This window comes from Pseudoduganella sp. jia 9 (assembly GCF_055502615.1).
The window spans coordinates 107,571-132,454 of record NZ_JBUPWE010000006.1; the positions used below are offsets into that span (position 1 = coordinate 107,571).

Here is a 24,884-nt window from a genome sequence, read left to right on the forward strand (position 1 = left end):
CCCTTTGTTTTTGTTGATAGGGAAGCGCCAGTGTCTGACAGGCTCAATATTAGGCCGCAACTGCCAGTGGTTGGCGCGGCCTCCGTCCGCTCCGGCGCCGACGTTCGTTCGCCCGATCTGCCGCCGGTTCTCGCGTTAACCGAGGAGGAGCGCGAGGTCTACCACTACATTTGCGCCTCACTGCGCAGCGCCGGCATCGAGCATGTGACCGCCGGCATGCCGATCGCGATCATCGTGCGCACATTCGTGGACTGGATCAAGGCCAGCAAGGAGTGCGACGAGAAGGGTCGATCGCAAACGTCGAAGACAGGATGGTCGACACCGACACCCTGGGCGGATGACGAGAAACGCCTCAAGATGGAGTTGGGCCAATGGCTACCAAAAGCATGTCTGACGATTCCGTCGCTGGCCAGGGTCCGCAAGGACACGGGCGTGCAGGGCGCGCAGGACGATCTGTTCGGCGATCTCGTAAACCACGCCATGTCCTCTCCCGCGCGAAGATAGCGGCGCTCACGCCGGCGGCCGACCAGCTACAGGAATGGGACGAGCAGTACGGCCTGCCCGTGCTGCGTGGCGAGATCGTCACCGGGAAGTATGTATACCTGGCCGTGCTGCGGCACTACCAGGATCTGCGCGACGCCGGCAAGCGCGGCTTCGTGTTCGTGCCGGCGCACAGCTGGCACATCATCGAGTACATCGAACGGTTCTTCGTCCACATCAAAGGGCCGCTGGCCGGCAAGCCGATTCTGCTGGACCCGTGGCAAAAGTTCTGGACGGCGGTGCTGTACGGGTGGCGCCGCCAATCCGACGGCATGCGCCGCTTCAGCCGCGCGTACGAAGAGGTGGCGCGGAAGAACGGCAAGTCGACTTGGAAGGGGCCGCAGGGCGCCTACCTGTTCTCGATGGACGGCGAGGTCGGCGCCGAAGTCTACGCGGTGGCCACCACGCGCAACCAGGCGATGACGGTTTTCAAACCCGCGTTCGACAACATTCGGCGCTGGGTGAAGCGCAGCGCCGGCGTGGCCAGGTCGTTCAAGATCTATGCGGGCCTGAACCACGAGAAGGTCGAGCTCGACGACAACAGCGTCTTCCTGCCGCTGCCGGCCAACGCCGAGAATCTGGACGGCCTGAACCCGTCGGCGATCCTGTTCGACGAGCTGCACGCGCAGAAGCATCGCGACGTGTGGGACGTGATGGAGTCGGCGCTCGGTGCCCGGGCTCAGCCGCTGCTGTCGGCGATCACGACGGCCGGCTTCATCTTGGACGGCATCTGCACGGAGCAGCGCAATTACCTGATCTCGATCCTGGAAGGCAAGCGCGTCGACGACGGCTTCTTCGGCTATGTCTACACGCTGGACACCGACGACGATCCATTCGACGAACGCACCTGGATCAAGGCAAACCCGGGCCTGGGCCGGTCGAAGACCTTGGAGTATCTGCGCAGCCAGGCGCGCAAAGCCGCGGCGATGCCGGGCGCAAAGGTCAACTTCCTGACGAAGGACCTGAACATCTGGTGCAACAGTGCCGACGGCTGGTTCGACATGAACGTGTGGGACGCCGGCAAGAAGAAGTTCGACCCGCGCGTGCTGCTGGGCCGGCGCTGCTACGGCGGCCTCGACCTGGCCTCGACGCGTGACCTTACCGCGTACTCGTTGGTGTTCCCGCCGGACGAGCCGGGCGGCGACTGGTACGTGCTCGTCTGGACCTGGTGCCCCGAAGACAAAATCTCGGAGCAAGCGGATGACGCGGCGCCGTACGAGGCTTGGCGCACGGCAGGCTGGCTGACAGCGACCGAGGGCAACGTGACGGACTACGGTCCAGTGAAGGAAACCATCCTGCGGTCGCTGCAGGATTACGACGTCGCCGAGATCGGCTTCGATCGGTGGAACGCGCTACAGCTGGCGAACGAGCTGCTCGACCAGGGCGTGCCGCTGGTCGAGGTGCCGCAGAACACGGCCGGCATGTACCCGGGCAGCAAGGCGCTCGAGCAGCTGGTTTACGGTAAGGCTTTCCAGCATGGCGGCAACCCGGTGCTGCGCTGGTGCGCGGCGAACACGGCGCTGCTGTTCGATTCGAACGGCAACTTCCGGCCGGACAAAAAGAAGTCGAACGCCAACGGGCGGATCGACTGCCTGGTGGCGACCGTGATGGCTCTCAGCCGCGCAGTGTCCACCGACGAGCTGCAGGGCAGTCTCGATGACTTCCTCAATGGAGTGATCAGTACATGAAGCTTTTTTCATCCATGCGCAGCTGGTTCGGCGGCGTGCTCGGCGAAAGCCCGGGCGTGCAGGACAGCCGGCCTGGCAGCGCACTGGTCAGCGGCACACGCGGCGTCACCGTCGACGGCGCATTGCAGATCAGCACTGTCTGGGCGTGCGTCGACAGGCGCGCCGCGGCGGTGGCAAGCATGCCGTGCTTCGTGTATCGGCAGCAGCCGAACGGCGAGAAGACGCTGGCGCGCACCGATCGGCTGTACCAGCTGCTGCATACGCAGCCGAACAACCGCATGACGCCGTTCGAGTTCTGGCGCGCGATGATGCTGAACTACGATCTGCGCGGGAATGCATATGCGCGGATCGATCGCGATGCCAACGGGGAGGCGCTGGCGTTGTGGCCCATGCCGGCCGACCAGGTCGAGCAGAAGATCCTCGACGACGGCTCCGTCGTGTACGCATACCGGATCGGCAACAACGTCGCTGTGCTGGCAGCGGTGAACGTACTGCACCTGAAGAACCTTGGCAACGGCACCATCGGCCTGTCGAAGCTCGAGTTCATGCGCGCTACGATGGACGAACAGGCGAAAGCCCAGCACGACGCGACAAAGATCTTCGGTGCCGGCGGCCGGCCTTCCGGCATCCTGATGGTCGACAAGGTGTTGAACGATACGCAGCGCGCCAAGGCGAAGGCTACGTTCCATGACATGGCCATGACGGCTCTGGAGAATAAGCTGTATCTGCTGGAAGCGGACATGAAATTCCAGCAGCTGACGATGACGCCGGCGGAGCAGCAACTGCTGGAGACGCGTCATTACGGCGTGGAAGAGATTTGCCGCTGGTTCGACGTGCCGCCAGTGCTGGTGCACCACGCGAACGTCACCAGCTGGGGCAGCGGTATCGCGGAGATCCGCGAGGGCTGGTGCATCTTCTCGATCGGTCCGCTAATGGTCAACATCGCGCAGGCCATTTGCCGCTGCGTGCTGTCACCGCGGCAGCGCGCCACAATGACCGTGGAATTCTCGCTCGACGCACTGCTGCGGGCCAGCCCGACGGCCCGGGCGGATATCTACGCCAAGCAGGTGCAAAACGGACTGAAGACGCGGGCCGAAGTCCGACAGCTGGAGGGCGATCCCTTCATCCCTGGCACGGACGTACTTACCGCACAATCGAACCTCGTGCCGCTGCACATGCTCGGCCGGATGAAGCCTGCCTCCGGCGGCGACGGCTCCAACATCGCACAGTAAGGAAATCATGCACCGCATTCTCAAGACTTTGAAACTGGACGACGTGTCGCTCAAGTTCGACGGCGACACCGGCGTGTTCTCCGGCTATGCCTCCGTGTTCGGTGGCGTGGACTCGTACGGCGACACGATCATCAAGGGCGCCTTCGAGGCCACGCTGCGCAACGGCAAGCCGAAGATGTTCTTTAACCACGACTGGGGCAGCCTGCCGATCGGGAAGTGGACGAAGGCCAAGGAAGACGACAAGGGCCTGTTCGTGGAAGGCGAGCTGACGCCGGGCCTGGGCCGCGCGATGGATGTGCGCGCCGCGATGAAGCACGGCACGCTGGATGGCCTGTCGATCGGCGGCTGGGTCAAGAAGGGCGACTACGAGGAGGTCGAACAAGGCCGCATCATCCGCAAGTGGAGCAACCTGGTCGAGGTATCGCCGGTTGTGTTCCCTGCTGATAGCGCGGCGCGCGTCGACCTTGCCAGCGTGAAGCACATGGATCTGGACGCGCTCCTGCCGGAGTGCGAGACAGAACGGGATCTGGAACGGCTGCTGCGGGATGCAGGGCTGGGCCGGCGCGAGAGCATGGCACTGCTCTCCAAGGCGAAGGCGATCTTCATCGGGCGAGATGCTCCGAAAGACGTCGACGCCAAGACAACGGCCGAGATCGTCGAGCGCCTGCAGCGTCTCGCGAAATAAAGCAGCAACACTTCACCAACGGCCGCCGCAAGGCGGCTTTTTCTTTTCCGGAAAGGTAGCAAATGAAACGACTCTTCAATATCCCGACCCGCGGCTGGGCTCTCCTGGCGCTCGCGATGGTCGCCGGCATCGCGCAGGCCTTCGGCTTTGACGTGAACCCTGGCGCCGCTGCCGGCCTAGCCGGCGCGGTGCTGGTCACCGGCGAGATCGATGGCGCTGCCATCATGAAGGCGCTTGACGGCGTTGAGGCGAAGATGTCCACCATCGCCGATAAGGCGACGGAAGACATTAAGAATATCGGCAAGGTCACGACCGATACGAAAGCCGCAATCGATGCGCTCGGTACCGAACAGCGCGTGCTGGCCGATCGCCTGCTGCAGATCGAGCAGAAGGGCACGCAGCAGCAGGACGCGCCGCCGGTCGACGAGACGCTTGGCGCGCAGTTCATCAAGAGCGCGACCTTCGACAACTTCCTGAAGGCAGACGGCCGCATCAAGGTCCGTGTCGAGCTGAAAAACACGGTGACCAATGCCATCGCGAACACGTTCTCGGAGCGGCGTCCGGACATCGTCCAGGGCGCCTTCCGCGTGTTCACGCTGGAAGACTTGATGACCGTCATACCGACCTCGGCACCGGCGATCGAGTGGACGCGCGAGAACGTGTTCACGAACGCCGCGGCCGAAGTGGCTGAGGGTGCCCCGCGGCCGCAAAGCTCGCTCACCTTTACGCCGGGCACCATGCCGGTCAGCACGGTCGGTCACATCATCAAGATCAGTCGCCAGCTGGCGATGGACAACGCCGCAATGGCCGCGTACATCAATCTGCGGATGGAGTACGGCGTCAACCTGAAGTTCGAGAACCAGCTGGTGATCGGCAACGGCGTCAATCCAAATATTAAGGGCCTGGCCCACGCCGACAACTACGTCGCGCACGGCTACACGGCGGCCAGCCTGGCGGGCCTGCAGCTGGCGAACAACCGCTTCGACGTGATCGGCAAGACGATCGGCGACTGCGCCGCAACGGACATGCCGGCCGACGTGATCATCCTGAACACGGTCGACTGGTGGACGATGCGCCTGGCGAAAGATGGCAACGGTAACTACATCCTGGGCCACCCGGGCGCGAATGTCGTGCCGATGCTGTTCGGCCTGCCGGTAGTGGCCAGCAACGCGATGCCGGTCGGGAAGTTCTGGACTGGTCCGCTGCGCGTTGCCGCAACGCTGTGGCGACGCGAAGGCGTGGCGATCGATTTGTCCGATAGCGACGGCGACAACTTCTCCAACGGTCTGGTCACCGTGCGCGCTGAGCGCCGCGGCGCGCTGACCGTCGAGAAGCCGTACGCCTGCCGCTACGGCGACCTGGTGCCAGCCTAACCCTGATGCCGGGCCAGCGCGGCCCGGCAAGGAGATCTCATGGAAGTACAGATTGAAATTCTGGTGCAGGCGATCACGGCGCAGTGCGGAACGCTAAACCCGGGCGATGTGCTGCGCACGGATGCCAAGTTCGCGGCTCACCTCGTTGACGACTGCCGCGCGGCGCGTTACATGCCGGCGCCTGTATCGGCGGTGGTGGAAGTGCTGCAAGCGCCGCAGCAAGCCGAGGTTTTGTTCGATGTGCAGACGTCTGAACAAGGCGATTCTTACGCACATCTCGGAACCCTGATCGCTGCAGTGCCAGGTGCGGTGCAGGATATCGACGGCGCGTCGAGTGCCGATGATGGCGCCGCAAGCAACGCTGTGCAGACGTCTGCACAAACCGATGCAGCAACGGAGCAGGCTGCACCACGCCAGGTGCGCGGCCGGCGAAAGACTGCGGATGCCGAAGCCGCGCAGCCCGATGCGGCAGCTGTCGGGGATGCAGGCGTGCAGACGTCTGCACAGGCCGAGGGCAATGTGGACGGCGATAAGGCCGCAGCAGATCTGGCCAGCACGGAGGGCTGATGACACAGAACCCAATCGTGGAAATCGATCAGTGGTCTGTTGCGGTAACGGATGGGCCGGGCGGAGAAGGCATTGCCATCGACTCCGTAATCGACACGGGTGGCATCAATCTGGCGAATTCGCACCAGTTCATTGTCGTGGAATACAAGGTGAACAGCGGCGCCTGGCAGCGTCTGGACGGCGGCTGCTGTACGACGCTGCCCTGCGACCTGGCCATCGACATAGTGAAGTTGCGCCGTACGACGTGGGAGGGCGGTGCGGTCAATGTTGTCGTTACTGCGCATGCCCCCGACGAACTGGCGGCGCTCCCATTCGGGCTCGACATGCTGGGGAGCGTCGTCCTCCTGGGCGACTCGTCGACGAAAAACGGTCACAGGGAAGTGTGGCTCAATGGCGTGCTGACGCCCCGTTCGATCACGAATCGCGCCATCGTGGATACTGCCAATGCGATGAGCGGGTTGAAAATGAACATCGTGCACCGCGCCGGTAAGGGCGGCGATCGCCTCGATCAGATGTTCGCACGCTATGGTTCTGATGTGGCGCCCCACAAGCCCACGCTGCTGGTTGTCATGGGCGGTCCAAATGACCTGGACCAATTCCGCTCCGCAAAACAGGCGTTCGCGTGGCTGATGCGGATTTATAAGCGCGCTCGCAAGGCCCGTTGTGCGGTGCTTTATTTGGGTTCGACTGGCCGTGCCCGCGGCAACACAAATACCACGCCATCGCCGGTTGACGGCAAGGTGTACAAGCAAAGCCACGAATACGCAGCTTTATACAATCTGGCGCGTAAGGCTGCACAGAAGTTTGACGCATTCCGATTCTTCGACCTGTCGAAGGGAACCCGGGATTACGCCAGGTCGATTTCGGCCACTGATGCTTCTATGGGCAAAACGCGTGCCGGGGCATTCGCGCCACTTACCGATGGCACAGTGGATCCATCGCACGTTGGTCCGTTTGGGACCATCCTCAGCGCAGTACCGTTGGCGCGGTATCTCGTTGAGCTATTCGGCCATGCCCCGCCAGACCGGTCGACGCTGAACGGCTATGGGGGATATGGTGATCAGTCGGCAGTCGGTATTGGCAACACGCTGATGATGGGCGCGACGAACCTCTACATCGCCGCGCCGAACACGGGTTTCGGCCCATCCGACATTGTCATCAAAACCGGCAGTGGGACGATCGAGGCGATTTGCGACACCGTAGAACGCATTGACGACGGACCTGGGCGCGCGTTGGAATTGAAGATCTCGGGCGCTACTGCAACGACCGACTACATCGAGATCGCCGGGAGTAAAGCTTACACGGGCGACGTCGACATCGATGCGTGGATGCAGGGCGGCCTGAACGTCATCGCCGCAGCAGCGGGTGGCATTCATAACTTCTTCGGCGATCTGGAATTCCGTGGCGCAGGAAGTGTCATCCTGCATACGATCTCGTTTGGCGAGTCGTATACCGGCGACAGGGTTCCAGCGAACGAGGGCTTTTCCGGTTCCGTGAACGGAACTGCTTTCGGTCTGTCTGGTCCGTTCAACTTCGGCTCGCCGCGTTCGCCGCGTTGCCCCATTCCAGCAGGGACAGTGTCGCTGTTGTATCGGGGCCGAATTCAAACGACGCCAGGCGCACAGCTGACCGTGCACGTCACCGAGTTCGGACCGCACGTCGATCTCGAAACGGCGGAAGTCGACAAGTACCTATCGTAAGGGGAGGGCCATGGCATTCATTCGAACAGCTGGCCCGGTGGCATTACCGGTCGTCCTCCGTGAAGCTGCTGGCAACCTGGGCATCGAAGACGAGGAGTCCGACGTCCATATCGAGCGCTGGCTCAAGGGCATCGTGCGAACCCTGGAGCTGCGCATCGGTCAATGCCTGATGCGACAGACCTGGACCGGCACGCTGCCGGCGTTCGCGCCCGCAATCAAGCTGCCGCATCCGGTGCTGCAGGTGGTCGCGATCGACTACGTCGATCAGGCCGGCGTGGAGCAATCGCTGCCGCTGTCCGCGGTGCGCGTGGTGGTGCAGGACGAATACACCACGCTGCTCAAGCCCTCGCGCGGCCAGGCCTGGCCAGCCACGCTGCAGGACGACGAAGCGGTATCCATCACCGTCGAGTGCGGCTATGGCGACAGCCCGGCTGATACGCCGGACGACCTGAAGCTGTACATCCTGGCCAAGCTGGTCGAGCAGTACGATCCGGCCGCCGGCGGCGAGAAGGAAACCGTGCAGACCAGCTATCTGGAAAACATGCTGGATCACTACAGGAGGTATGAATGACTATTCCGCTGGCAAAGCGGCTGCGGCACCGCGTCCGCTTCGAGCGGTTCGGCCCGCCTGCAGGCGACCCCACTGATCCGCGATATGACCCCGGCGCGCAGGAATGGGTACCGGTATTCGAGGTCAAGGCAGAAGTGCTCGACGTGGTGCCCAGCCGGTCGGAGGCCGTCAAGAGCGGCGTCAGGTTGGCGAAAGACAGCGCGCGGATCCGCCTGCGCTATCGGAAGGACATCACGGCGGAGATGCGCATCGTCGAGTTGTACGGGGCGCGTCGCACGTTGTCGATCGCCGGCGGACCTGCCGTCGTCGAGGCCGGTCGTGTGATCGAGGTGCTGGTGGAGGGATTTTCTTCATGAGCGACGATGTCCACATAAAAGGCGGCAGGGAGCTGATGGCTGTTCTGCAGTCGCTGCCAGGCAAGATCGAGCGCAACATCATGCGCACGGCCCTGCGCGAAGGAGCAAAGGTGCTCAAGGCTGAAGCGCAGGCCGGCGTGCCGGTCAAGCATGGAGCCCTGCGCAGAAGCGTGCGAGTAAGAGTGCGGACGAAGAAGCAGACCATCATCGCAAGGGTGATCGCGGGCGATGAGAAGGCTTGGTACTGGCGCTTCGTCGAGTACGGCACCGGGCCGCACTGGATCTCGGTGCGCGAAGGCGAACGGCCGTGGCGCAATACGCGCCGCGGGCCAAAGGCATTCAGTGTCGGCACGCTGAACAGGATGGCTCGGAACGGTAGCCTCAAGATCGGCGAGAACTTCGTCGGCAACTCTGTCTCGCACCCTGGTGCGAGAGCGCGGCCGTTCATGCGGCCCGCGCTCGATACGAAGGCGCGTGCCGCCGTCGCTGCAGCGGTGGCGACGGTTAAAAGCCGGCTGACCAACGCAGGCATCAACCTGCCCCCGGAGGCGCTCGATGAATGACGCCATCGTCATCAAGGCGCTCCTGCTTGCCGATGCTGCGTTCATTGCAGCGGTTCCTCCGGAGAAGATCTTCTTCGGCGAGATTTCGCAGGCGACCGTGCTGCCTGCCGTCGCACTGTCGAGCGTATCGACGGACGAGCCGCTGCGGCCGGTGCTGGACGAGGGCGAGAAGGTCTTCAAGGTCTCCCGCGTTCAGGTCCGGGTCGCGGCCAAGAGCTACGCGGACCAGTGCAGGATCATCGCCCTGGTCGGGGCAGCCGTCCGCGGTGGGCGCCGCCACGTGGCCGGGATCCTGGTGGCCAATATCGAGCGCGCGGGCATTGGCCCTGACGATGGCGACAGCGACGCCAGGATATTCGAACAAACCCGTGATTTCCGAATCAGCTACTTCGACACTCCCTGATCGAGGTTGGCTTGACCCACGCCCGCATAGCAACCGCATGCGGGCTTTTTTTTTGAAAGGTACTACATGAGTGGCGAGAACGTTACGACCGTCGCCGGCACCGAGCTGTGGGCTTGCACAGCCGCGCCGGCGACGCATACCAAGGCCGGTTTCGAGGCCTTGACCTGGACGAAGGTCGGTGAAGTTACCGACGTGGCGACCGTGCTTGGCCGTGAGTACAACACGTCCACCCACGCGCCTGTCGATAGCGCCCAGCAGATTGAAAAGAAGGCCAGCTACAAACTGGGCTCCTCGGAATTCAAGATGGGTTGGGACGACGAGGACGAAGGGCAGCAAATTTGCTACGCCGCCAGCCTGGGCTATTCGGCGCTGTCGTTCAAGTTGGTCAAGCAAAACCGCGCGGTGCGCTACTTCACCGCCCAGGTGTCGAAGTTCACTGAAGACCAGGGCACTGTCGACAACAACGTCGTCGGCAGCATGACGCTGCTGCGCCAGACCGACACGATCCGCGACGAATCCACGATCGTCTAACCGAAGCTTCATCCGCTGTATCCAATGCCGGCATCCGCCGGCTGAATTCATTCTCAAAATAGAAAGCAAAGACCATGTCCAATATCCGTAAATTCGCTGTTGTTGCAACCTCGATCCTGCACCTGCGCGATGCCAACGACCAGCTGATGTTCGCCGACAACGACCAGGGCGAGCCAGACAAGAATCGCCCGATGACCGTCGAACTGTACGGCCCGGGTTCCAAACAGTACAAGCGTGCCCAAGCCAACAACACGAACCGCGCGCTGGACCGCTTGAAGAAGAAGGGCAAGACCGATACCTCCGCGGACGACCAGGCACGCGAAACGGCCGAATTCCTGACCGCATGCACCAAGTGCTTCGCCAACGTGACGCTCGACGCCCTGCAGGGTGACGCGCTGGCGGCGGCCATCTACTCCGATCCGGAAATCGGCTTCATCGCCGAGCAGGTGAACAAGCACATCTCGGACTGGGCAAATTTTACGAAGGCATCGCCGGCGAACTGATCCTGTTCATCCGGCAGGATGCATGGCTGCGTGCCGTGCCTGAGTACAAGGATGGGAAAGAAGTGAGGCGCTCGGGATCGCGCCTCGCGAAGTACACAAAAGACGGGGTGACCCCAGAGCGGCCGGATCCCGGTCCGGCCGCTCACCTGCTCGATTGCTTTTGGGATATCGGCCCGACGCTGGCCGCTGGCGACCGGGATGTCGCGATCACGCAAAGCGAGATCCGCGCCTGGCAGGACAACATGGGTGTGGAGCTGGCGCCCTGGGAAGTGTCCCTTGTTCGGCGCCTGTCCCAGGAGTTCCTCATGCAGGTTCAGGCATCCACCGAGCCGAACTGCAAACCTCCCTACGGCCAGCTGTACAGAGCGCCCAACATCGATAAGAAAATCGACGCTGCTCTTGACTGAGCGGCGCAGAACTGGACGAAACATGATCGCAGGGAACATCGAAATCCAACTGATGGCCAATGTCGCGCGTCTGCAGCGCGACATGAACCAGGCCCGCAACACGGTCGAGACCACGATGACCACCATTGCCAATGCCGCCTCACGTGCGCAGGCGGCATTGGGCGGCATTGCGTCCGGTCTCGGTATTTCCCAGCTGATTGGGATGGTCGACCAGTACGGCAAATTCACCGCCCAGCTGCGTCTGGCCACCTTGTCGGCACGCGAATACGCAGCCGCATACGGCGACGTGAAGCGGATCGCTACCGATGCGCAGCAGGGGCTCCAGGAAACAGGGATGCTCTACGCGAGGATCGCAAACGGAACGCGGGAGCTGGGCCTGGCGCAAAAGCAGGTCTCCGCAATCACGGAGACCGTCAACCTGTCGTTGAAGGTCTCCGGCGCGACCGCTGACGAAGCGGCGTCTGCGCAACTGCAACTGTCTCAGGCCTTCGCCGCCGGCGCGCTGCGCGGTGAGGAATTCAACGCCGTCAACGAGGCGGCACCGCGGCTGATGCAGGCCCTTGCCGATGGTATCGGCGTGCCTGTTGGCGCCCTGAAGAAGATGGCGGAAGAGGGCGAGATCACGTCGGCGATCATGGCCGACGTGCTGCCGAACGCGCTGGCCAAGCTGCGTGAAGAAGCAAAGGAAGTACAAAGCATTTCGGGCGCCTTCACGGTCCTGAAGAACAACGTGATGGAATACGTCGGTATCCAGGCGAACGCCAGCGGTTCGGTGTCGGTGCTGACGCAGGCGATCGGCGGCCTGGCCAACAACCTCGAAACGATCGCCAATGCTGGCCTGCTGGTGGCCGCTGTATTCGGTGGCAAGCTGGTCGCGAGCATCATCGAGTCGACCAGGCAGAAGATCCAGGACATCGCCGCCAGCCGTGCTCAAGCGCTGGCGAACGAGGAAACGGCAGCCTCGGCGCTGCGCCGAGCGCAAGCAGAACGCCAGGCGGCGCTGATCGCCCAGAGCCGTGCACGTGAAACGCTCGCGGCAGTGCAGGCCGAAGTGGCCGCGGACCGGCAGCGCGTGGCCTCGGCTGCTGTAGCTGCGGAACAGGAGATTGCTGCTCGCCAGGCGCAGTACGTCGCGACGGCAGGTATCGTCCGGCAAGAGATCGCGCTCGAGCAAACGCGCCTGGCTGCGCAGATCAACGGCATTGGCCGGGCTCAGCGCGTGGCCGAGATGGCGCGTCTCGCCGGCGAGCTGGCAGCGATCGAGCGTGCCATCGCGACGCAGTCGAGCGCGTTGGCGGCACAGCGGATCGCCAATGAGCAGGCGGTGGCCAACGCCGCTGCAGTAGGAACAGCCAGGATCACCGCCGCGCGTGCTGCGGAAACCGCGGCTACGGGCGTGGCCGCTGCGGCCACGTTACAGGCCCGGGCTGCCAACGCCGCACTGACTGTAGCGATGGGCGCTACGACCGTGGCGTCGCGCGTCTTGGGCGGAGCGCTCACCCTGCTAGGCGGCCCAATCGGCGCGATCACCCTGGCTGTTACCTTGGGCATCACGGCATGGACGCTGTGGGGCAACCAGGTCGACGACGAAAGCAAGAAGGCGACTGCGGCGGTGGAAGAATCGACCGTCGAGATGATCGCCCGGCTGGACAAGCAGATCGAGAAGCTCCGTGAACGCAATCGGCTGCAAAGCGAAGAGCCGCGGGTGAAAGGGCTCGATCAGATCAGCGAAGCGGACATGGCCGGCCTGGCACGCGCCAAAACGGCGCTCGATGCGGTGCAGCGCGGCACCGGGCAGTGGGCCAACGTGTCGTCGATGGAGCGACAGCTTGCTGCTGTCGATCTGGCTCACCAGTACGAAACAGCGTTGCTGCGGGTGCGCCAAGCCCAGGATGAGGCCGCTGCAGCAGCCAACCGGACACGTGACACGCGCATCGCCGACTGGTATGCGCAAAACGGCACGAGCGCGCAAAAGCTTGCTGCCGAGCTGGATACTCTGCGCAAGCAGTTCGGCACCATTCCGCCTGAAATGGAAAAGCTGGTCCGAGCGAAGTATGCGGACAAGAGCGGTGCGGCCGCAACGAAGCAGCAGGCCGAGGCTTACGCATCGCTGGTCGACGCGATCCAGGAGCGGATTACCGAAACTGATCGCGAAGCCACCGGCTTGGCCAAGCTGACCGAAAGCCAGAAGCTGGCCATGTCGCTCGATACTGAGCTGGGCAATGGCAAACTGAAGCTGTCGGCATCCGAAGAAGCATATTACCGGGCGCTGATCGAGGTGCTGGGTGCCAGCGAGGAAACGGCGCGCGTGAATGCGGAAGTCGTGGAATCAAACAAGCGCGCAGTCAAAGGCGCCGATGACATGGCCAAGTTCCAGAAGGCGCTTGCCGATGAAACGCAAAAGGCCATCGACAAGGCAGTCGCCGAGGCCGACGAGCATGAGCGGCTTGCCGCGACGTTTGGCATGTCGAAGGCTGCGATCGAGCAGCTGGAGATCGCCAGGCTCGAGGAGCAGCTTGCGCAGCGCTCGTCGACCGGCATGACGCTGGACGAGATCGAGACGCTGGAGAAGCTGATCGCCGCTAGAAAGCGTGCGGCCGCAGCGATCGCCAACGTTGAAGACCTGGAGAAGCAACGGGATCTGTGGAAGTCCATCGAGGACACGGCGCACCAGACGTTCGTGTCAATCCTGGACGGTGGCAAGGATGCTGCGACGCGTCTGAAAGACACGCTGAAAAACGTGTTCTTCGACTGGCTGTACCAGCAGACGCTGAAGAAGTGGATCGTGCAGATCACGCCGACGGCAGCTGGCGGCAAGGGTACCTCGATCATGGATCTGTTCAGCAGCGCCGGAAGCTGGTTCAGCGGCGCCGGTAGCGCGTTCAGCAGCGGCAGTACGGCAGCGGGCGGCGGCTTCATGGGCAGCGCACAGGGGCTGGTGAGCGCTGGAAAGTATCTCTACCAGGGATTCTCGACCGGCTTCTCGTCGCTATTCGGTGGTGGCGCAGCGGCTGGTGCCGGCGGCGCAGCGGGTGGTGGCGGGCTCATGGCTGGCATCAGCAATATCCCGGTGATCGGCTGGATCCTGGCCGGCATGGGCGCAAACGATAAATTCTTCAAGGAGGGCTGGAATATCGATGGCCAGACCTCCGACATCTCGAAGATGTTTGTGCAGGCGATCCCGAAGGCGTTTGCGGCGAGCGGTGGTTTATTGAGTGGCGGCGCCGGCATGCTTGGCGCAGGCCTGATGAGTGTCGGTGCCGTCGCTACGGTCGGTATCAATGCGGCCAATAGCGCGCTGAAGAAAATCGGCCTCAACGACCGCATGGCATCGCTGCTGTCCGGTTCATCCCTGTGGACGCGGGCATTCGGGCTCCAGAAGCCTACTGTGACCGGCCAGGGGCTGAGCGGCACGTTTGACGGGACCGGCGCGCATGCGCTGAACTACGCGAACGTAATGCAGAAAGGCGGCTGGTTCCGATCGGACAAGACGTACCAGGTTGGCGAACAGGCCGATGCCGCATTCGTGCAGGGCCTGACGGATGCATACGCGGCCATGAAGCAGACCGCTGGCGATCTGGCCGGCGTGCTGGGCGTGTCGACGGCTGGTCTGTCCGACTTCTACAAAGCGTTCGATATCGCGTTTGATCCAGCAGCCGACCAGGCCGCCCGTGAAAAGCAGGTGCAGGACATGCTCGCAGGCCTGGCCGACGATTTGGCGACTTACCTGGTGCCGAACATTGCAACGTTCGCGCAATCGGGAGAGACAGCCGCGGTGACGCTTGAGCGCCTGGCGACCGAGTTTGCAAATACAAACGCGATCATGCAAGCCATCGGCGTCGACGGGAAGACTGCGTTCGGCACGGTCGGCCTGGCGTCGATCGAAGCGCGTGAGCGGCTACTGTCGCTTGCAGGCGGGGTCGATGCGCTGGCGTCGCAGACCGACTACTTCGCGCAAAACTTCCTGACCGAGGCTGAACGTATGGCTCCGGTGCAAAAGCAGGTAGCAGAGCAACTGGCAACGCTCGGCTATGCGCACATCACGAACGCTGAGCAGTACAAGGCGGTCGTGCTGGGATTGGCCTCGTCGGGTGCGCTGGCCACGGCTGAAGGTGCAAAAACGTATGCCGCGCTGCTGCAGCTCGCGCCTGCATTCAAGACGGTCACCGATTACGCCAGCTCGCTTACCGGAGCGCTGGCCGGCGAATCGTCGGCTGTCGCAGCGGATCGCCGCCGGCTGGAAATTCAGCTGATGCAGTTGGCTGGTGACGCGGCTGGCGCACTGGCTGCCCAGCGTGCCGACGAGCTGGCCGCGGCAGATGCCTCGCTGCGGCCGATCATGCAAATGATCTACGCGCGACAGGACGAGGCGGCCGCCGCGGAGGATGCTGCAGCCGCCCTGGAGAAGAACCGGGATGTATTGCGCGGCTTCGTCGACGACGCGCTGGATGCCGTAACGAAGGCTGTTGCGGCCCAGCGTAAGGAGGTGCAGGCGCAGTACGACGCGGCCATGGCTGCGCTGCAAACGCGCATCGATGGCGTTACCTCTTCGATCGCAACGCTGACCGAGCTTTCCGGTGTACTGAAGTCGGGCCTGAACGGCATGACGTTGCAAGGTGCGGAAGTGGCGACCCGCGCTGCGGCACAGGCTCAGATCGAGGCTGTGCTGGCGATCGCCCGCGCCGGCGGTGCGCTGCCGACGGCAGACGGTATTCGTGAGGCGGTCAGTGCCGCGTCAGCAACCAGCACAGACGGCTTTGCCACGTTCCTCGAATACCAGCGTGATTTCGTGCGCACGTCGTCGGCGCTGGCCGAGCTGTCTGGTCTGGCGGATGTCCAGCTGACCGACGCACAGAAGCAGCTCGCTGCTTTGAACGCGGAAAAGGCGCTGCTGCAGGACTGGTTCAACCAGGAGATGGAGCGGCTGGACCTGGTGCTGGAGAAGGCGCAGGAGCAGGTCGACAAGCTGGACGGCATCAACACCAGCGTGCTCTCCGTTGCCCAGGCGGTGGGCCTGCTGGCTGCATCGATCGCCGGCATGAACACTGGCGCCACGCCGAGCAACCCGGGCGGGACCGGCCTCACGCTCACGGATCTTTACCAACAGGTGCTTGGGCGTGATCCGGATGCAGCCGGCTCGGCCTACTGGTCCTCGATCTTCGGCGCATCGATCGACCAGGACGAGATCAGGAACTTCATCAACGGTGCCCAAGGCGAGCTTGCTGGACGCATGCCGGGCTTTGCTGCCGGTGGCGATCACGCAGGCGGCTGGCGCATCGTCGGCGAGAACGGCCCTGAGGCCGAATACACGCCGCCGTCGCGCATCCATTCGAACGGTGCCACGACGTCGATGTTTGACGGCATGGAGAAGCGCATCGAGTCGCTGGAAAGGACGATGGCCACTGGCTTGTCGCGCCTGATCGGCGAAACGAAGCGCGGCGCGGACGCGATGGAGGATGTCAGCGACAAGGGCATCAAGACCCGATCCGAAACGGAGGTTTCATAAATGACGCTGCGCGTAATCAAGCCGGCATGGAAGGACAACGATCTGGTGGCGGTGGCCGCCATGATCGTTGCCAGCAACGTTACTGAGACAGTGCCGCTATGGAATCCGTCGGAGGCGTGCACCATCGGTATGCGGCGGCGCCGCGACACCACGCACCGCATCTACGAAGCGCTGCAGGCAAATACCGGCAAGGACCCGTTACTCAACCTTGCCGGCAACACACCGATCTGGGCTGACGTCCAGGCAGCGAACGGCTTTGCCATGCTCGATGCTGTGAATAACACGAAAACCGAACAGGCCGGGTCGATCGACATGACGTTGGCGCCCGGGCCGTTCAATTCGTTGTACCTGGGCGGCCTCGAGGCATCGCGCGTGCGCGTGATTCAGACGCTGGGTTCGACTGAGACCTACAACAAAACTTTCGAACTTGTGCGGCCGGTGTACAGCTGGACGCAATGGGACAGCGAGCCGATCTATCGCGAGACGGATCTGATCCTATTTGATCTGCCGCGTCGTTCTGGCGCGCGCCTGCGCGTGATCATCGAACAGCCCACTGGCACTGCCAGGTGCGGAACGCTGGTCACGGGAATGATGCGCGAGCTGGGCAACACGCAGTGGGGGGCTGGGTTTCGGGTCAAGTCCAATTCGTCGTTTAACGAAGACAAGTTCGGAAACGTGCCACTCATCAAACGGCCTGCAGCGCGGCGCATCAATGCGACCGTGGAGGCGCCACTGGCCCTGTTCGATGAAATCAACCGCCTGATGATGGAATACGACGGAACCAATCTGCTTTGGTCGTTCTCCAGCGAATTCAAGAGCCTTAACGCCTTTGGCTTCTACGAGGATTTCGATAACACCCTCGCGACGCCAGCCGGCGCTTTTTACAATCTTCGAGTATTGGGACTGATGTAATGCCATTACCGCAAACGAACATCACCGCGTTCACGACCATGGATCCGCCGACGCGGGACGATCCTGACGATTTTGACGGCCGCGCAGAATATTCATGGAACTGCCTCAAGGTGTCGCAAATGCAGTTCAACACGCTGGCCACGCAGGTGAACAACATGGCCACGGCAGCGAACACGAGCGCCGCGAATGCGGCCGCGAGCGCCACTGCTGCAGGCACAGCCAAGACTGGCGCCGAGACCGCAAAAACCGGTGCTGAAACGGCGCGCGGTCAGGCGCAAGGACATGCGACGTCCGCCTACGAAAATGCGGTCATCGCTCTCAACGCCGCTGCGGCCCTGACCGCAACCAGTTCGACGGGCCAGACGATCGGCGCCGGCAGCAAAACGTTCATGACACAGGCGGGCAAACAGTTCGCTGGCCAGCGCCTGCGCATCATGAACCCGCTGAACAACGCGCAATGGATGTACGGGAACGTGACCAGCTACATCGGCACGTCGCTCGTTGTCGCCATCGATGACGTGAACCCGGCGACCGCCGGCGCAGTCGTAGCGAACTGGCTGATCGGCCTCGGTGGCGAGAAGGGCGCTAAGGGAGATCCGGGCGGTCTGACCGGCGGTAATCTTACCGGGCCGCTGAATGAACGGCGAACGGCTGACGTGCCGGTGGCTTCAACGTTAGACCCTTGGAGCTCGGCTGGCAATATGGTGCCGATCACAGGTAGCGGAATCGTCAACAATTTCACGACTGCGCCGCAGGCGGGTGCAAAGCGCACTTTGCTCATGGCGCAGATTGGCCAATCCATCACATTCGAGAACAACGCGAACGTGATCGTTTTCGGCGGCACGCAAACGGCCCGCGCCAACGATGAGGTGGACGTGGCCGCAATCAGCCCCAATTACTTCCGTGTAGAGGTTCGCAAAGCCGACGGCACGCCAGTAGCGCACGACCGCGGCGAGCTGCACAACCTCCGCCAGTTCGGCTCATCCGGGGTGTTCACGGCCACGAAAACTGGCTGGCACAAGATCACTGTTACTGGCAGTTCCGGCAGCGGAGGTGTGGCGTCAGCGCTCGTGGGGGGCGTGGCCGCGGCATCCGGCGCCGGCGCGGGCGGATTCGTCAGTGGCATGCGCTATCTGACGGCGGGCGTCAATTATGCAGTGGCCGTATTCTCCGGTGGTGCCGCTGTAACCGCACAGGGAACTGCTGTTGCAGGCAACCCGGGCGGTAACAACTCTTTCAGTGGCCCCGGCATCGTCACGATGACGGCGAACGGAGGCGAGGGCGGCAAGGCGTCAATCACTCCCGGTGCATCTGTCACTGGTGGCACAGGCGGCGCGGCCAGCGGTGCCTCTACTGACTTGACGGTGACTGGCGGCAGCGGCGGCTCAGCAACAGTTGGGAATGCTAGCAGCGCAGCCGCCTCGGGCGGTGGCGCGGTTGGCATCCGCGGGGGATCCTACTACGGGGGCGGTGCCATCGGCTCCGGGAGCTACGCTGCCGGTGGCGGGGCGGGCGTTGGCGGAAACGGCGGCGCGGCGTCGAATATCGCCGCGGCCGGAGGCGGGTCAGCGGGCTCGGCGAGCACGGCGACTCCCGGCATCAACTTCATTGGAGCCCCGGGCGGTGCGCAGTCATACCAGACACCTAACGAGCTTGCGAATGCGACGGGTGGCGGTGGCAGTGGAAACGCAGGGGGGAACACCCTTCCGACTGCACCCAACGGCGGCGGGTCAGGAGGCGCCATTGGTAATGGTTTTGGCTTGTCTGCTGCCCCCGCCGGCCATTTTGCCGGAGCGGGTGGTACTGCATTGATAGGGGGGTCCTCTGGCGTCGGCGGTCCTGGCGGAACCTACGGGGGCGCTGCAGGCGGTACTGCCCTCGTATCGTCGGGAGGAGCGGCGCAAGTTAATGGGGCGCCCGGATCCGCCGGGGCTGTCTGGATCGAATTCTAAGGGGTGAACATGCGCGAAATTGTATTCGGCGATTTTGAGAATGGCTTCGACAACACGGTCGACAAGCATATCGACATTTTGGATGACGACGGGATTCCGTATGAGCCGCCAATGATCGGGACAGAGTGGGTGGCCGAGCTGTTCTACGCCGGCCACTGGCAGGTCAATCCTGCCTGGCTGGAAGCATGGTTGGAGGCGCAGGAGCCGGCCGAGCCGGAGCCCGAGGAACTGCCGGCCGAGCCAACGCCACCTGAGCAGCAATAACTGCTCTCCATTACGTTCTGCAGCAAAATAACAATGAAAGTAAATACTATGTCCATCGAAACCGCAGGTAGTGCCGCGGCCATCAAATTTTTCGGCGCCGCCGTCATTGCGTCAGCGCTGGGAGCAGCGCTCGGCTTCATCTTCATGTGGCCGCGCACGATCCGTGAGGGCGTCACGCGGTTCGCGTGTTCGATAACCTGCTCGTTCGCTTTCGGCCCGTTTGTGGCCATGGGGGCGCATTCGTTCTGGCCTGGCCTCTTCGAGTCTGCTCGTGTGCTGGGGCGCCAGTATGCGGGCAGTGAGCTGGCCGGTTTGCTTTGGGCAGGGGCGCCGTTCCTCGTGCTGGCCGCACTTGTGGCCTGGTGGGTCTTGGGCGCCCTCGTGCTGTGGCTTGAGCGTCGGCGCGGCAAAGACTTTGGCGAGCTGGCCCACGATGTTGCCGATGTGATCCGCGACGTGCGAGGTGCCCTGTGAAACTTACGCTCGATCAGCTGCTGACGATCATGCCGCTGGCCGGCCGCGAACGCGCTGCAGCGTTCCTGGTACCGCTGAACCGTTGGATGCCGGAATACGGCATTACCACGCCGGCGCGCGTCGCATCGTTCCAGGCGCAGGTTGCGCACGAAACGGCCCAGTTGCGCTACCTGCGCGAGCTGTGGGGGCCGACCGCGCAGCAGAAGCGCTACGAAGGCCGTAAGGACTTGGGCAACACGCAACCAGGTGACGGCCGGCGGTTCCTCGGCCGCGGCCTCATCCAGACGACCGGCCGGGCGAACTATGCCGAGTGTGGCAAGGCGCTCGGCGTCGACCTGCTGGCTCACCCCGAGCTGCTTGAGACGCCCGAGTATGCGGTCCGGTCGGCGTGCATGTTCTGGCTGTCGCATGGACTCAACACGCTGGCTGATGCCGGCGACCAGGTCGCGGTAACGCGGCGCGTGAACGGCGGCACGAACGGCCTGGCCGAGCGGCTGGCGTTCTTCACAGTTGCATCGAAGGTGCTGTCGTGAGCGCACTGGCTTTGCCGTGGTGGGCGCGCTGGCTGCTCTTCGCAGGTGCCGGCGGAGCGATGTTCGTCCTGGGCATGTTGCATGGCGAGCGGCTAGCTGGCCAGGCGCACATCGATTACGTCACCGCGCAGTCTGCTCGCACCGTGGCGATCGTGAAGGCGCAGCAAAAGGTGGTCGTTCAGACCGAAATCAAATACCGCGACCGGATCAAGACGGTCTACGTGAAGGGAGAAGAAATTGAGAAGCTGGTGCCTGTCTATGTCACGCGCGCTGATGATGATCGTTACGGTGTCAATGCTGGCTTCGTGCGCAGCTACAACGCAGCCTGGGCAGGTAAGCCTGCCGGACCTTCCGTCGAGTCTGACCGGGACGCCGCCGGCATTCCGCTATCTGAAGTCGCAGCGGTCGACGCCCACAACGCCACAGCCTGCCACGCCTGGCGCGAGCTTGCCGTCGGCCTCCGCGAGCACTATGAAAACCTGAAGGCCGTGACGAAATAACGCTGTGCAGACGTCTGTACAAGAAGCCGGGGCGTGTGCGCTATACTGTGTTTATATACAGTAATTTGCAGGCCAGCTATGCGCGTAAGGATGATACGGATGAGAGAGAAGGGCGTGGAGTTGCCGCGCCGTGTGCTGCACGACCGCTATGCCGTCAAGCACTGGGGATGCCTTACGATTGAGGATGTCGCTGTCCCGGCACTTCGGCGCCAGGTGAAGATTGCGCGCTTGGTTCTGGACACGGGCGACCGGGTGCTCGAGCTGCTCGACTCGCAGATCAGCTGGGTCAACGAGCAAAATTTCGAGCTGAAGGGTTTTGAATTGCGCGACGTCGACGGCGAGCTTGTCCATTACGCGCAGGGGTGGCTTTGCACGGTTGAGCTGGACAACGATGATGCCGGGGCGTCTGGCAAGCGTGAGGCAAAGCGGGCCGCGCGGCACTAGGTAGAGACGAAAAAAAACGGCCGCCGCGGCGACCGTTCATTGGAAAATTTCCGAAACCGTTGGAACTTCCATATCGTGGAATAAGCGAGCTTTGATAAGTGCTTGTTTCACATTGAATTCTTGGGGTGGCTGATGGGGCTCGAACCCACGACAACAGGAATCACAATCCTGGCTGCTACTTCTTTTGAAAGCACCAACCGAAGGACCTAGTCCGCTGGTCGATTCCATCGGATATAAAAGAGCAAATAAGGATCACGAACGTCCAAAGTGTCCTCGCTGGTATCCCAATCGATTATTGCTCGTGGCTGGCCATCGTTCGCCAATTGAGCAATGTGCAGGCATGCCCCTGTCACGCTAGATCCGGATGGAGTTTGATCTTCACACACCATCTTGATTCGCTCTAACAGGTCTGAATACCTGAAGTGTAGGTTCGGTGGATCGAGGGCGATACATTGGAGGAGAATTGTGTATACATCCCCCACTGCGCCGCTTCGCAAGCGATACTGAATTCGCTCTGTGCCGCGAGTTTTCGGACCCTCTTCAAGCCTTTCCAATGTGCTCGAGTAATCAGCTGTTACTGCTGTTCGGACACACATATTGGTATAAAAATCACTATCAGAAGGCAATGTAAACTGCGTAGACTCACGCTGCCGAACATTTGCTTCTAGGCACGCATTCAAACATAACGACTGCATAAGCTGAGGGGAGCCCGCTACCTCAGATATCAGCGAATCGAGTGTCGTACCTGACACCTTGATGTTCAGTGCCGCGAACCCTTTTTCCGGAATCTGCTTGAGCGATGCTGTAGGCCAGTAGTCAAAGTCGATGTTTACAATCCGTCCGCGAAGATCAGCGTTCGCACGCAGTACGTCTTCCGAATGGTGTGGAACAGAAGCACATGCTATGCGCACTCCTTTATCGATAGCTTCTTTGATTTGTCTGGCAACCTCCTCTTGAGTATCGCGAGAAATGTAATGAAAATCATCAATGAAGACGACAAAATCAGTATTGGCTAGTTCTTTGATTAACAGCTGCAAATAATCGACAGCCGTTTTTTTTGTGCTCGCTTGCTTGGTAAGCATAGAAGCTGACCCGTTTATACTGGCTTCGGCCTTGGCCACTAAGACAGACCCGGCGGCTTTAGCGGATCCTCCAAAGCCAACTGTCGTGCCTTGCTCTTCCTGTTCCGTTATCTCAACAGGAGTACCAACAAGATGGAACACGCGAAGCCAGAGCTCTCGCGCCGCTTGAACTCCTGCGCCAGAAACAGATAGCAGATTCTCGTTCCCTACAATTTGTTTGACGAAAACCGTTTTACCGGATTTGGACGGACCGGAAATATTGATGAGCATTCCGCCTTGAGCGAGCGCATCTTCAAACACTTGTTTCTTGACAATCAAGTGATCATTGACGAGTGTGACGGTTGGGGTCTTTCCGGGCGTAAATACGTCAAAGGCTTTCATGTGTGCTCCTGTGGTCAACACCATAATCATGCACCGAAGATGATTTGCCTACAAGCAAAGAAAGCATGGCGGTGAGGATTCTGGTGAGAGTTTGCTGAGATGTGCAAATAAGCAATATCAAGAGCAATCTAGGCTCTTTAGGTCGAGCGGGCCTCCCTGCTCAGTCGGCCAAAAAAAAGCTGTCATTCTGCTGGCATTCCGGTGCTCAACTAGCCCCAAAATACCCCACAGAATGACAGCCTCTTACTGCTAACTACTTGATTCTAAAGTGTTCGGTGGTGGAGACGGCGGGAATCGAACCCGCGTCCGCAAGCACTCCACAGACAGTTCTACATACTTAGCACTATCAATTAATTTAACCGGACCAACGGGGACGTGCACCCTTTGGCCAAGCGAGTTACCTTAAATTTCGGAAGCAACCAAGTAACCCGGTTGAGTCCTAGCCTCTGTAAATGACTCCACAGCTTTTAACGGCCCACCCCAGAGGCGAGGTGTTGTGGAGCTAACAGCGATTAAGCTGCCAGTGCGTACGAGTTATCGTTTGCAGTTAGTTTGTTTCTGGATGTATTTACGAGGTGACCAGCCCTCGGTATGCCCTGCTCTGCTTTGCAACCCACGTCGAAGCCAGGTCGTCCCCACAGAAGGAAAGAGGATTGTACTCCAATCCGGCGCGCCGTGCATGCGAATGCAGCGCGGCTGTGCCGTATTAAGCACGGTTTAAGGCCGGCGTCAGGCACGCAGGGAGGGCAGGGGGCGGGCGTTCTCGGGCAGGCGCCGGATGGCTGGGGCGCCGGCGTGGAAGGAGCAGTCGAACAGGTGGCGGCGCGAGCGGCCTGCTTGCGGCGACTCGAGATCGTGGAAGCTGTCGGCGCCCTCGAAGCCGAGGTCGACGGTCAGCACTTGCAGGAAATAGGTCGCTTGCAGGTCAGCCAGGTGATCGCGGCGGTTGCCCCGTTCGATTTCACTGCGGAGCCGCGAATCCTCGCTCTCGAAATAACCGATCAGCGCACCTTCGAGCATGTCGACGTGGGTGCGCGTCGATGCTTCTTCCGAAAGGTCGGTCGCGGTCGTATCCACTTTCACGTCGAAGCGCTGGACCAGCAGGAAGACGTCGCTTTCCAGCATGACCGCGTTGCGTGCCCGGTTCACCGGCCCATGCTGGCCTTTGGCAAGCGTGCCGGCCGGATCGTGCGTCTGGCCCACGTACAGCACGGTACCTGGAAACGCCAGTCCCGTATCGAAGCGCTGGATCAGGTCGTGAATGCTGAATGTTTCCGTCAGCGCGCCCCAGTTCAGCAGCAGGAATTTGTCCTGCAGCTGGACCAGCGGCTTCTTGTAGGTGGCCTCGAAAGGGACGTCGAGCTCAATCGTGATCGTGCCTTTGCGTTCTTCCGCGCCGATCAGCACGGGAATGGTCAGCTTCAGCGAAAAAAAGCCCCAGCTGACGCTGCGCTGCAGGTCGAACCGCACGCGCGGGCGTGCGACGAGGAAATACAACAGGCGCTTTTCCATCGTGCCGTCGATGGCGAATTGCATGCGCCGCAGGTAGCGGCCGACCGGGTCGCGAAAGTCCGGCAGCGGGCCCTCCACCAGCAGGTCGTACCAATAAAATTTTGTTTCTGCTACCGTTGCTGTCCAGAATTGCGGCGCACTGCTGCGCGGCATGAGAGGCGGTTCGGTCGCGTTTTCGCCAGGCATTGCTGCCTCCCCGGTGAAA

24 protein-coding genes and 1 other RNA gene are annotated in these 24,884 nt (G+C 61.9%); 22 read left to right on the forward strand and 3 right to left on the reverse strand.

Annotated features, from left to right (window positions below; all coding sequences use genetic code 11):
• The first annotated feature begins 30 nt into the window (after positions 1-30).
• From ACY34H_RS08645 to ACY34H_RS08750, 22 genes are all read left to right on the forward strand, one after another.
• Positions 31-504: a hypothetical protein gene (locus ACY34H_RS08645; RefSeq protein WP_464977087.1), complete on the forward strand. Its 474-nt coding sequence runs from the start codon at positions 31-33 to the stop codon at positions 502-504.
• Between the two features lie 59 nt (positions 505-563).
• A complete protein-coding gene (locus tag ACY34H_RS08650; protein ID WP_464977088.1) occupies positions 564-2,228 on the forward strand; it encodes a terminase large subunit in 1,665 nt (554 codons plus the stop codon).
• Entirely contained in the window at positions 2,225-3,460 is a 1,236-nt protein-coding gene (locus ACY34H_RS08655) for a phage portal protein (RefSeq protein ID WP_464977089.1), read from the forward strand. The genes ACY34H_RS08650 and ACY34H_RS08655 overlap by 4 nt, the downstream gene beginning before the upstream one ends.
• 7 nt (positions 3,461-3,467) lie before the next feature.
• Entirely contained in the window at positions 3,468-4,145 is a 678-nt protein-coding gene (locus tag ACY34H_RS08660) for an HK97 family phage prohead protease (protein ID WP_464977090.1), read from the forward strand.
• Between the two features lie 62 nt (positions 4,146-4,207).
• The gene (locus ACY34H_RS08665) at positions 4,208-5,518 is read left to right on the forward strand and encodes a phage major capsid protein (RefSeq protein ID WP_464977091.1); all 1,311 of its coding nucleotides are present in this window, start codon (positions 4,208-4,210) and stop codon (positions 5,516-5,518) included.
• Between the two features lie 39 nt (positions 5,519-5,557).
• Positions 5,558-6,085 (forward strand): hypothetical protein, encoded by a 528-nt coding sequence (locus tag ACY34H_RS08670; RefSeq protein WP_464977092.1) that lies wholly within the window; start codon positions 5,558-5,560, stop codon positions 6,083-6,085.
• On the forward strand, positions 6,085-7,785 hold the full coding sequence (locus ACY34H_RS08675) for an SGNH/GDSL hydrolase family protein (RefSeq protein WP_464977093.1): 1,701 nt from the start codon (positions 6,085-6,087) through the stop codon (positions 7,783-7,785). The genes ACY34H_RS08670 and ACY34H_RS08675 overlap by 1 nt, the downstream gene beginning before the upstream one ends.
• 10 nt (positions 7,786-7,795) lie before the next feature.
• Positions 7,796-8,356: a head-tail connector protein gene (locus tag ACY34H_RS08680; RefSeq protein WP_464977094.1), complete on the forward strand. Its 561-nt coding sequence runs from the start codon at positions 7,796-7,798 to the stop codon at positions 8,354-8,356.
• Positions 8,353-8,712, forward strand: a complete 360-nt coding sequence (locus ACY34H_RS08685; protein WP_464977095.1) for a phage head completion protein — start codon at positions 8,353-8,355, stop codon at positions 8,710-8,712. The genes ACY34H_RS08680 and ACY34H_RS08685 overlap by 4 nt, the downstream gene beginning before the upstream one ends.
• On the forward strand, positions 8,709-9,275 hold the full coding sequence (locus ACY34H_RS08690; RefSeq protein ID WP_464977096.1) for an HK97-gp10 family putative phage morphogenesis protein: 567 nt from the start codon (positions 8,709-8,711) through the stop codon (positions 9,273-9,275). Before ACY34H_RS08685 ends, ACY34H_RS08690 begins: the two co-directional genes overlap by 4 nt.
• Positions 9,268-9,678, forward strand: a complete 411-nt coding sequence (locus ACY34H_RS08695; protein WP_464977097.1) for a hypothetical protein — start codon at positions 9,268-9,270, stop codon at positions 9,676-9,678. The genes ACY34H_RS08690 and ACY34H_RS08695 overlap by 8 nt, the downstream gene beginning before the upstream one ends.
• Positions 9,679-9,744: 66 nt before the next feature.
• On the forward strand, positions 9,745-10,209 hold the full coding sequence (locus ACY34H_RS08700; protein ID WP_464977098.1) for a hypothetical protein: 465 nt from the start codon (positions 9,745-9,747) through the stop codon (positions 10,207-10,209).
• A gap of 74 nt (positions 10,210-10,283) precedes the next feature.
• Positions 10,284-10,712: a hypothetical protein gene (locus ACY34H_RS08705; protein WP_464977099.1), complete on the forward strand. Its 429-nt coding sequence runs from the start codon at positions 10,284-10,286 to the stop codon at positions 10,710-10,712.
• A 35-nt stretch (positions 10,713-10,747) separates the two neighbouring features.
• Positions 10,748-11,119: a phage tail assembly chaperone gene (locus tag ACY34H_RS08710; protein ID WP_464977100.1), complete on the forward strand. Its 372-nt coding sequence runs from the start codon at positions 10,748-10,750 to the stop codon at positions 11,117-11,119.
• A 22-nt stretch (positions 11,120-11,141) separates the two neighbouring features.
• Complete coding sequence (locus ACY34H_RS08715) at positions 11,142-16,625, forward strand: tape measure protein (protein WP_464977101.1); 5,484 nt, start codon at positions 11,142-11,144, stop codon at positions 16,623-16,625.
• The gene (locus tag ACY34H_RS08720; protein WP_464977102.1) at positions 16,626-17,537 is read left to right on the forward strand and encodes a hypothetical protein; all 912 of its coding nucleotides are present in this window, start codon (positions 16,626-16,628) and stop codon (positions 17,535-17,537) included.
• Complete coding sequence (locus ACY34H_RS08725) at positions 17,537-19,489, forward strand: hypothetical protein (RefSeq protein WP_464977103.1); 1,953 nt, start codon at positions 17,537-17,539, stop codon at positions 19,487-19,489. Before ACY34H_RS08720 ends, ACY34H_RS08725 begins: the two co-directional genes overlap by 1 nt.
• A 9-nt stretch (positions 19,490-19,498) precedes the next feature.
• A complete protein-coding gene (locus ACY34H_RS08730; protein WP_464977104.1) occupies positions 19,499-19,753 on the forward strand; it encodes a hypothetical protein in 255 nt (84 codons plus the stop codon).
• A 48-nt stretch (positions 19,754-19,801) separates the two neighbouring features.
• A complete protein-coding gene (locus tag ACY34H_RS08735; protein WP_464977105.1) occupies positions 19,802-20,227 on the forward strand; it encodes a hypothetical protein in 426 nt (141 codons plus the stop codon).
• The gene (locus ACY34H_RS08740; RefSeq protein WP_464977106.1) at positions 20,224-20,760 is read left to right on the forward strand and encodes a glycoside hydrolase family 19 protein; all 537 of its coding nucleotides are present in this window, start codon (positions 20,224-20,226) and stop codon (positions 20,758-20,760) included. The genes ACY34H_RS08735 and ACY34H_RS08740 overlap by 4 nt, the downstream gene beginning before the upstream one ends.
• Complete coding sequence (locus tag ACY34H_RS08745) at positions 20,757-21,260, forward strand: hypothetical protein (RefSeq protein ID WP_464977107.1); 504 nt, start codon at positions 20,757-20,759, stop codon at positions 21,258-21,260. Before ACY34H_RS08740 ends, ACY34H_RS08745 begins: the two co-directional genes overlap by 4 nt.
• 99 nt (positions 21,261-21,359) lie before the next feature.
• Positions 21,360-21,704: a hypothetical protein gene (locus ACY34H_RS08750; protein ID WP_464977108.1), complete on the forward strand. Its 345-nt coding sequence runs from the start codon at positions 21,360-21,362 to the stop codon at positions 21,702-21,704.
• 206 nt (positions 21,705-21,910) lie between these two features.
• Here the strand turns inward: ACY34H_RS08750 and ACY34H_RS08755 are convergent, their stop codons facing one another.
• The 3 genes from ACY34H_RS08755 to ACY34H_RS08765 all read right to left on the reverse strand — a co-directional run bounded on the left by ACY34H_RS08755 (position 21,911) and on the right by ACY34H_RS08765 (position 24,757).
• Positions 21,911-23,167, reverse strand: a complete 1,257-nt coding sequence (locus tag ACY34H_RS08755; RefSeq protein ID WP_464977109.1) for a hypothetical protein — start codon at positions 23,165-23,167, stop codon at positions 21,911-21,913.
• 276 nt (positions 23,168-23,443) lie between these two features.
• Positions 23,444-23,804, reverse strand: a transfer-messenger RNA (tmRNA) gene (ssrA, locus tag ACY34H_RS08760).
• A 92-nt stretch (positions 23,805-23,896) separates the two neighbouring features.
• Positions 23,897-24,757 carry a hypothetical protein gene (locus ACY34H_RS08765; RefSeq protein WP_464977110.1) on the reverse strand — a complete coding sequence of 287 codons (861 nt, stop codon included), beginning with the start codon at positions 24,755-24,757 and terminating at the stop codon, positions 23,897-23,899.
• Positions 24,758-24,884: the final 127 nt, after the last annotated feature.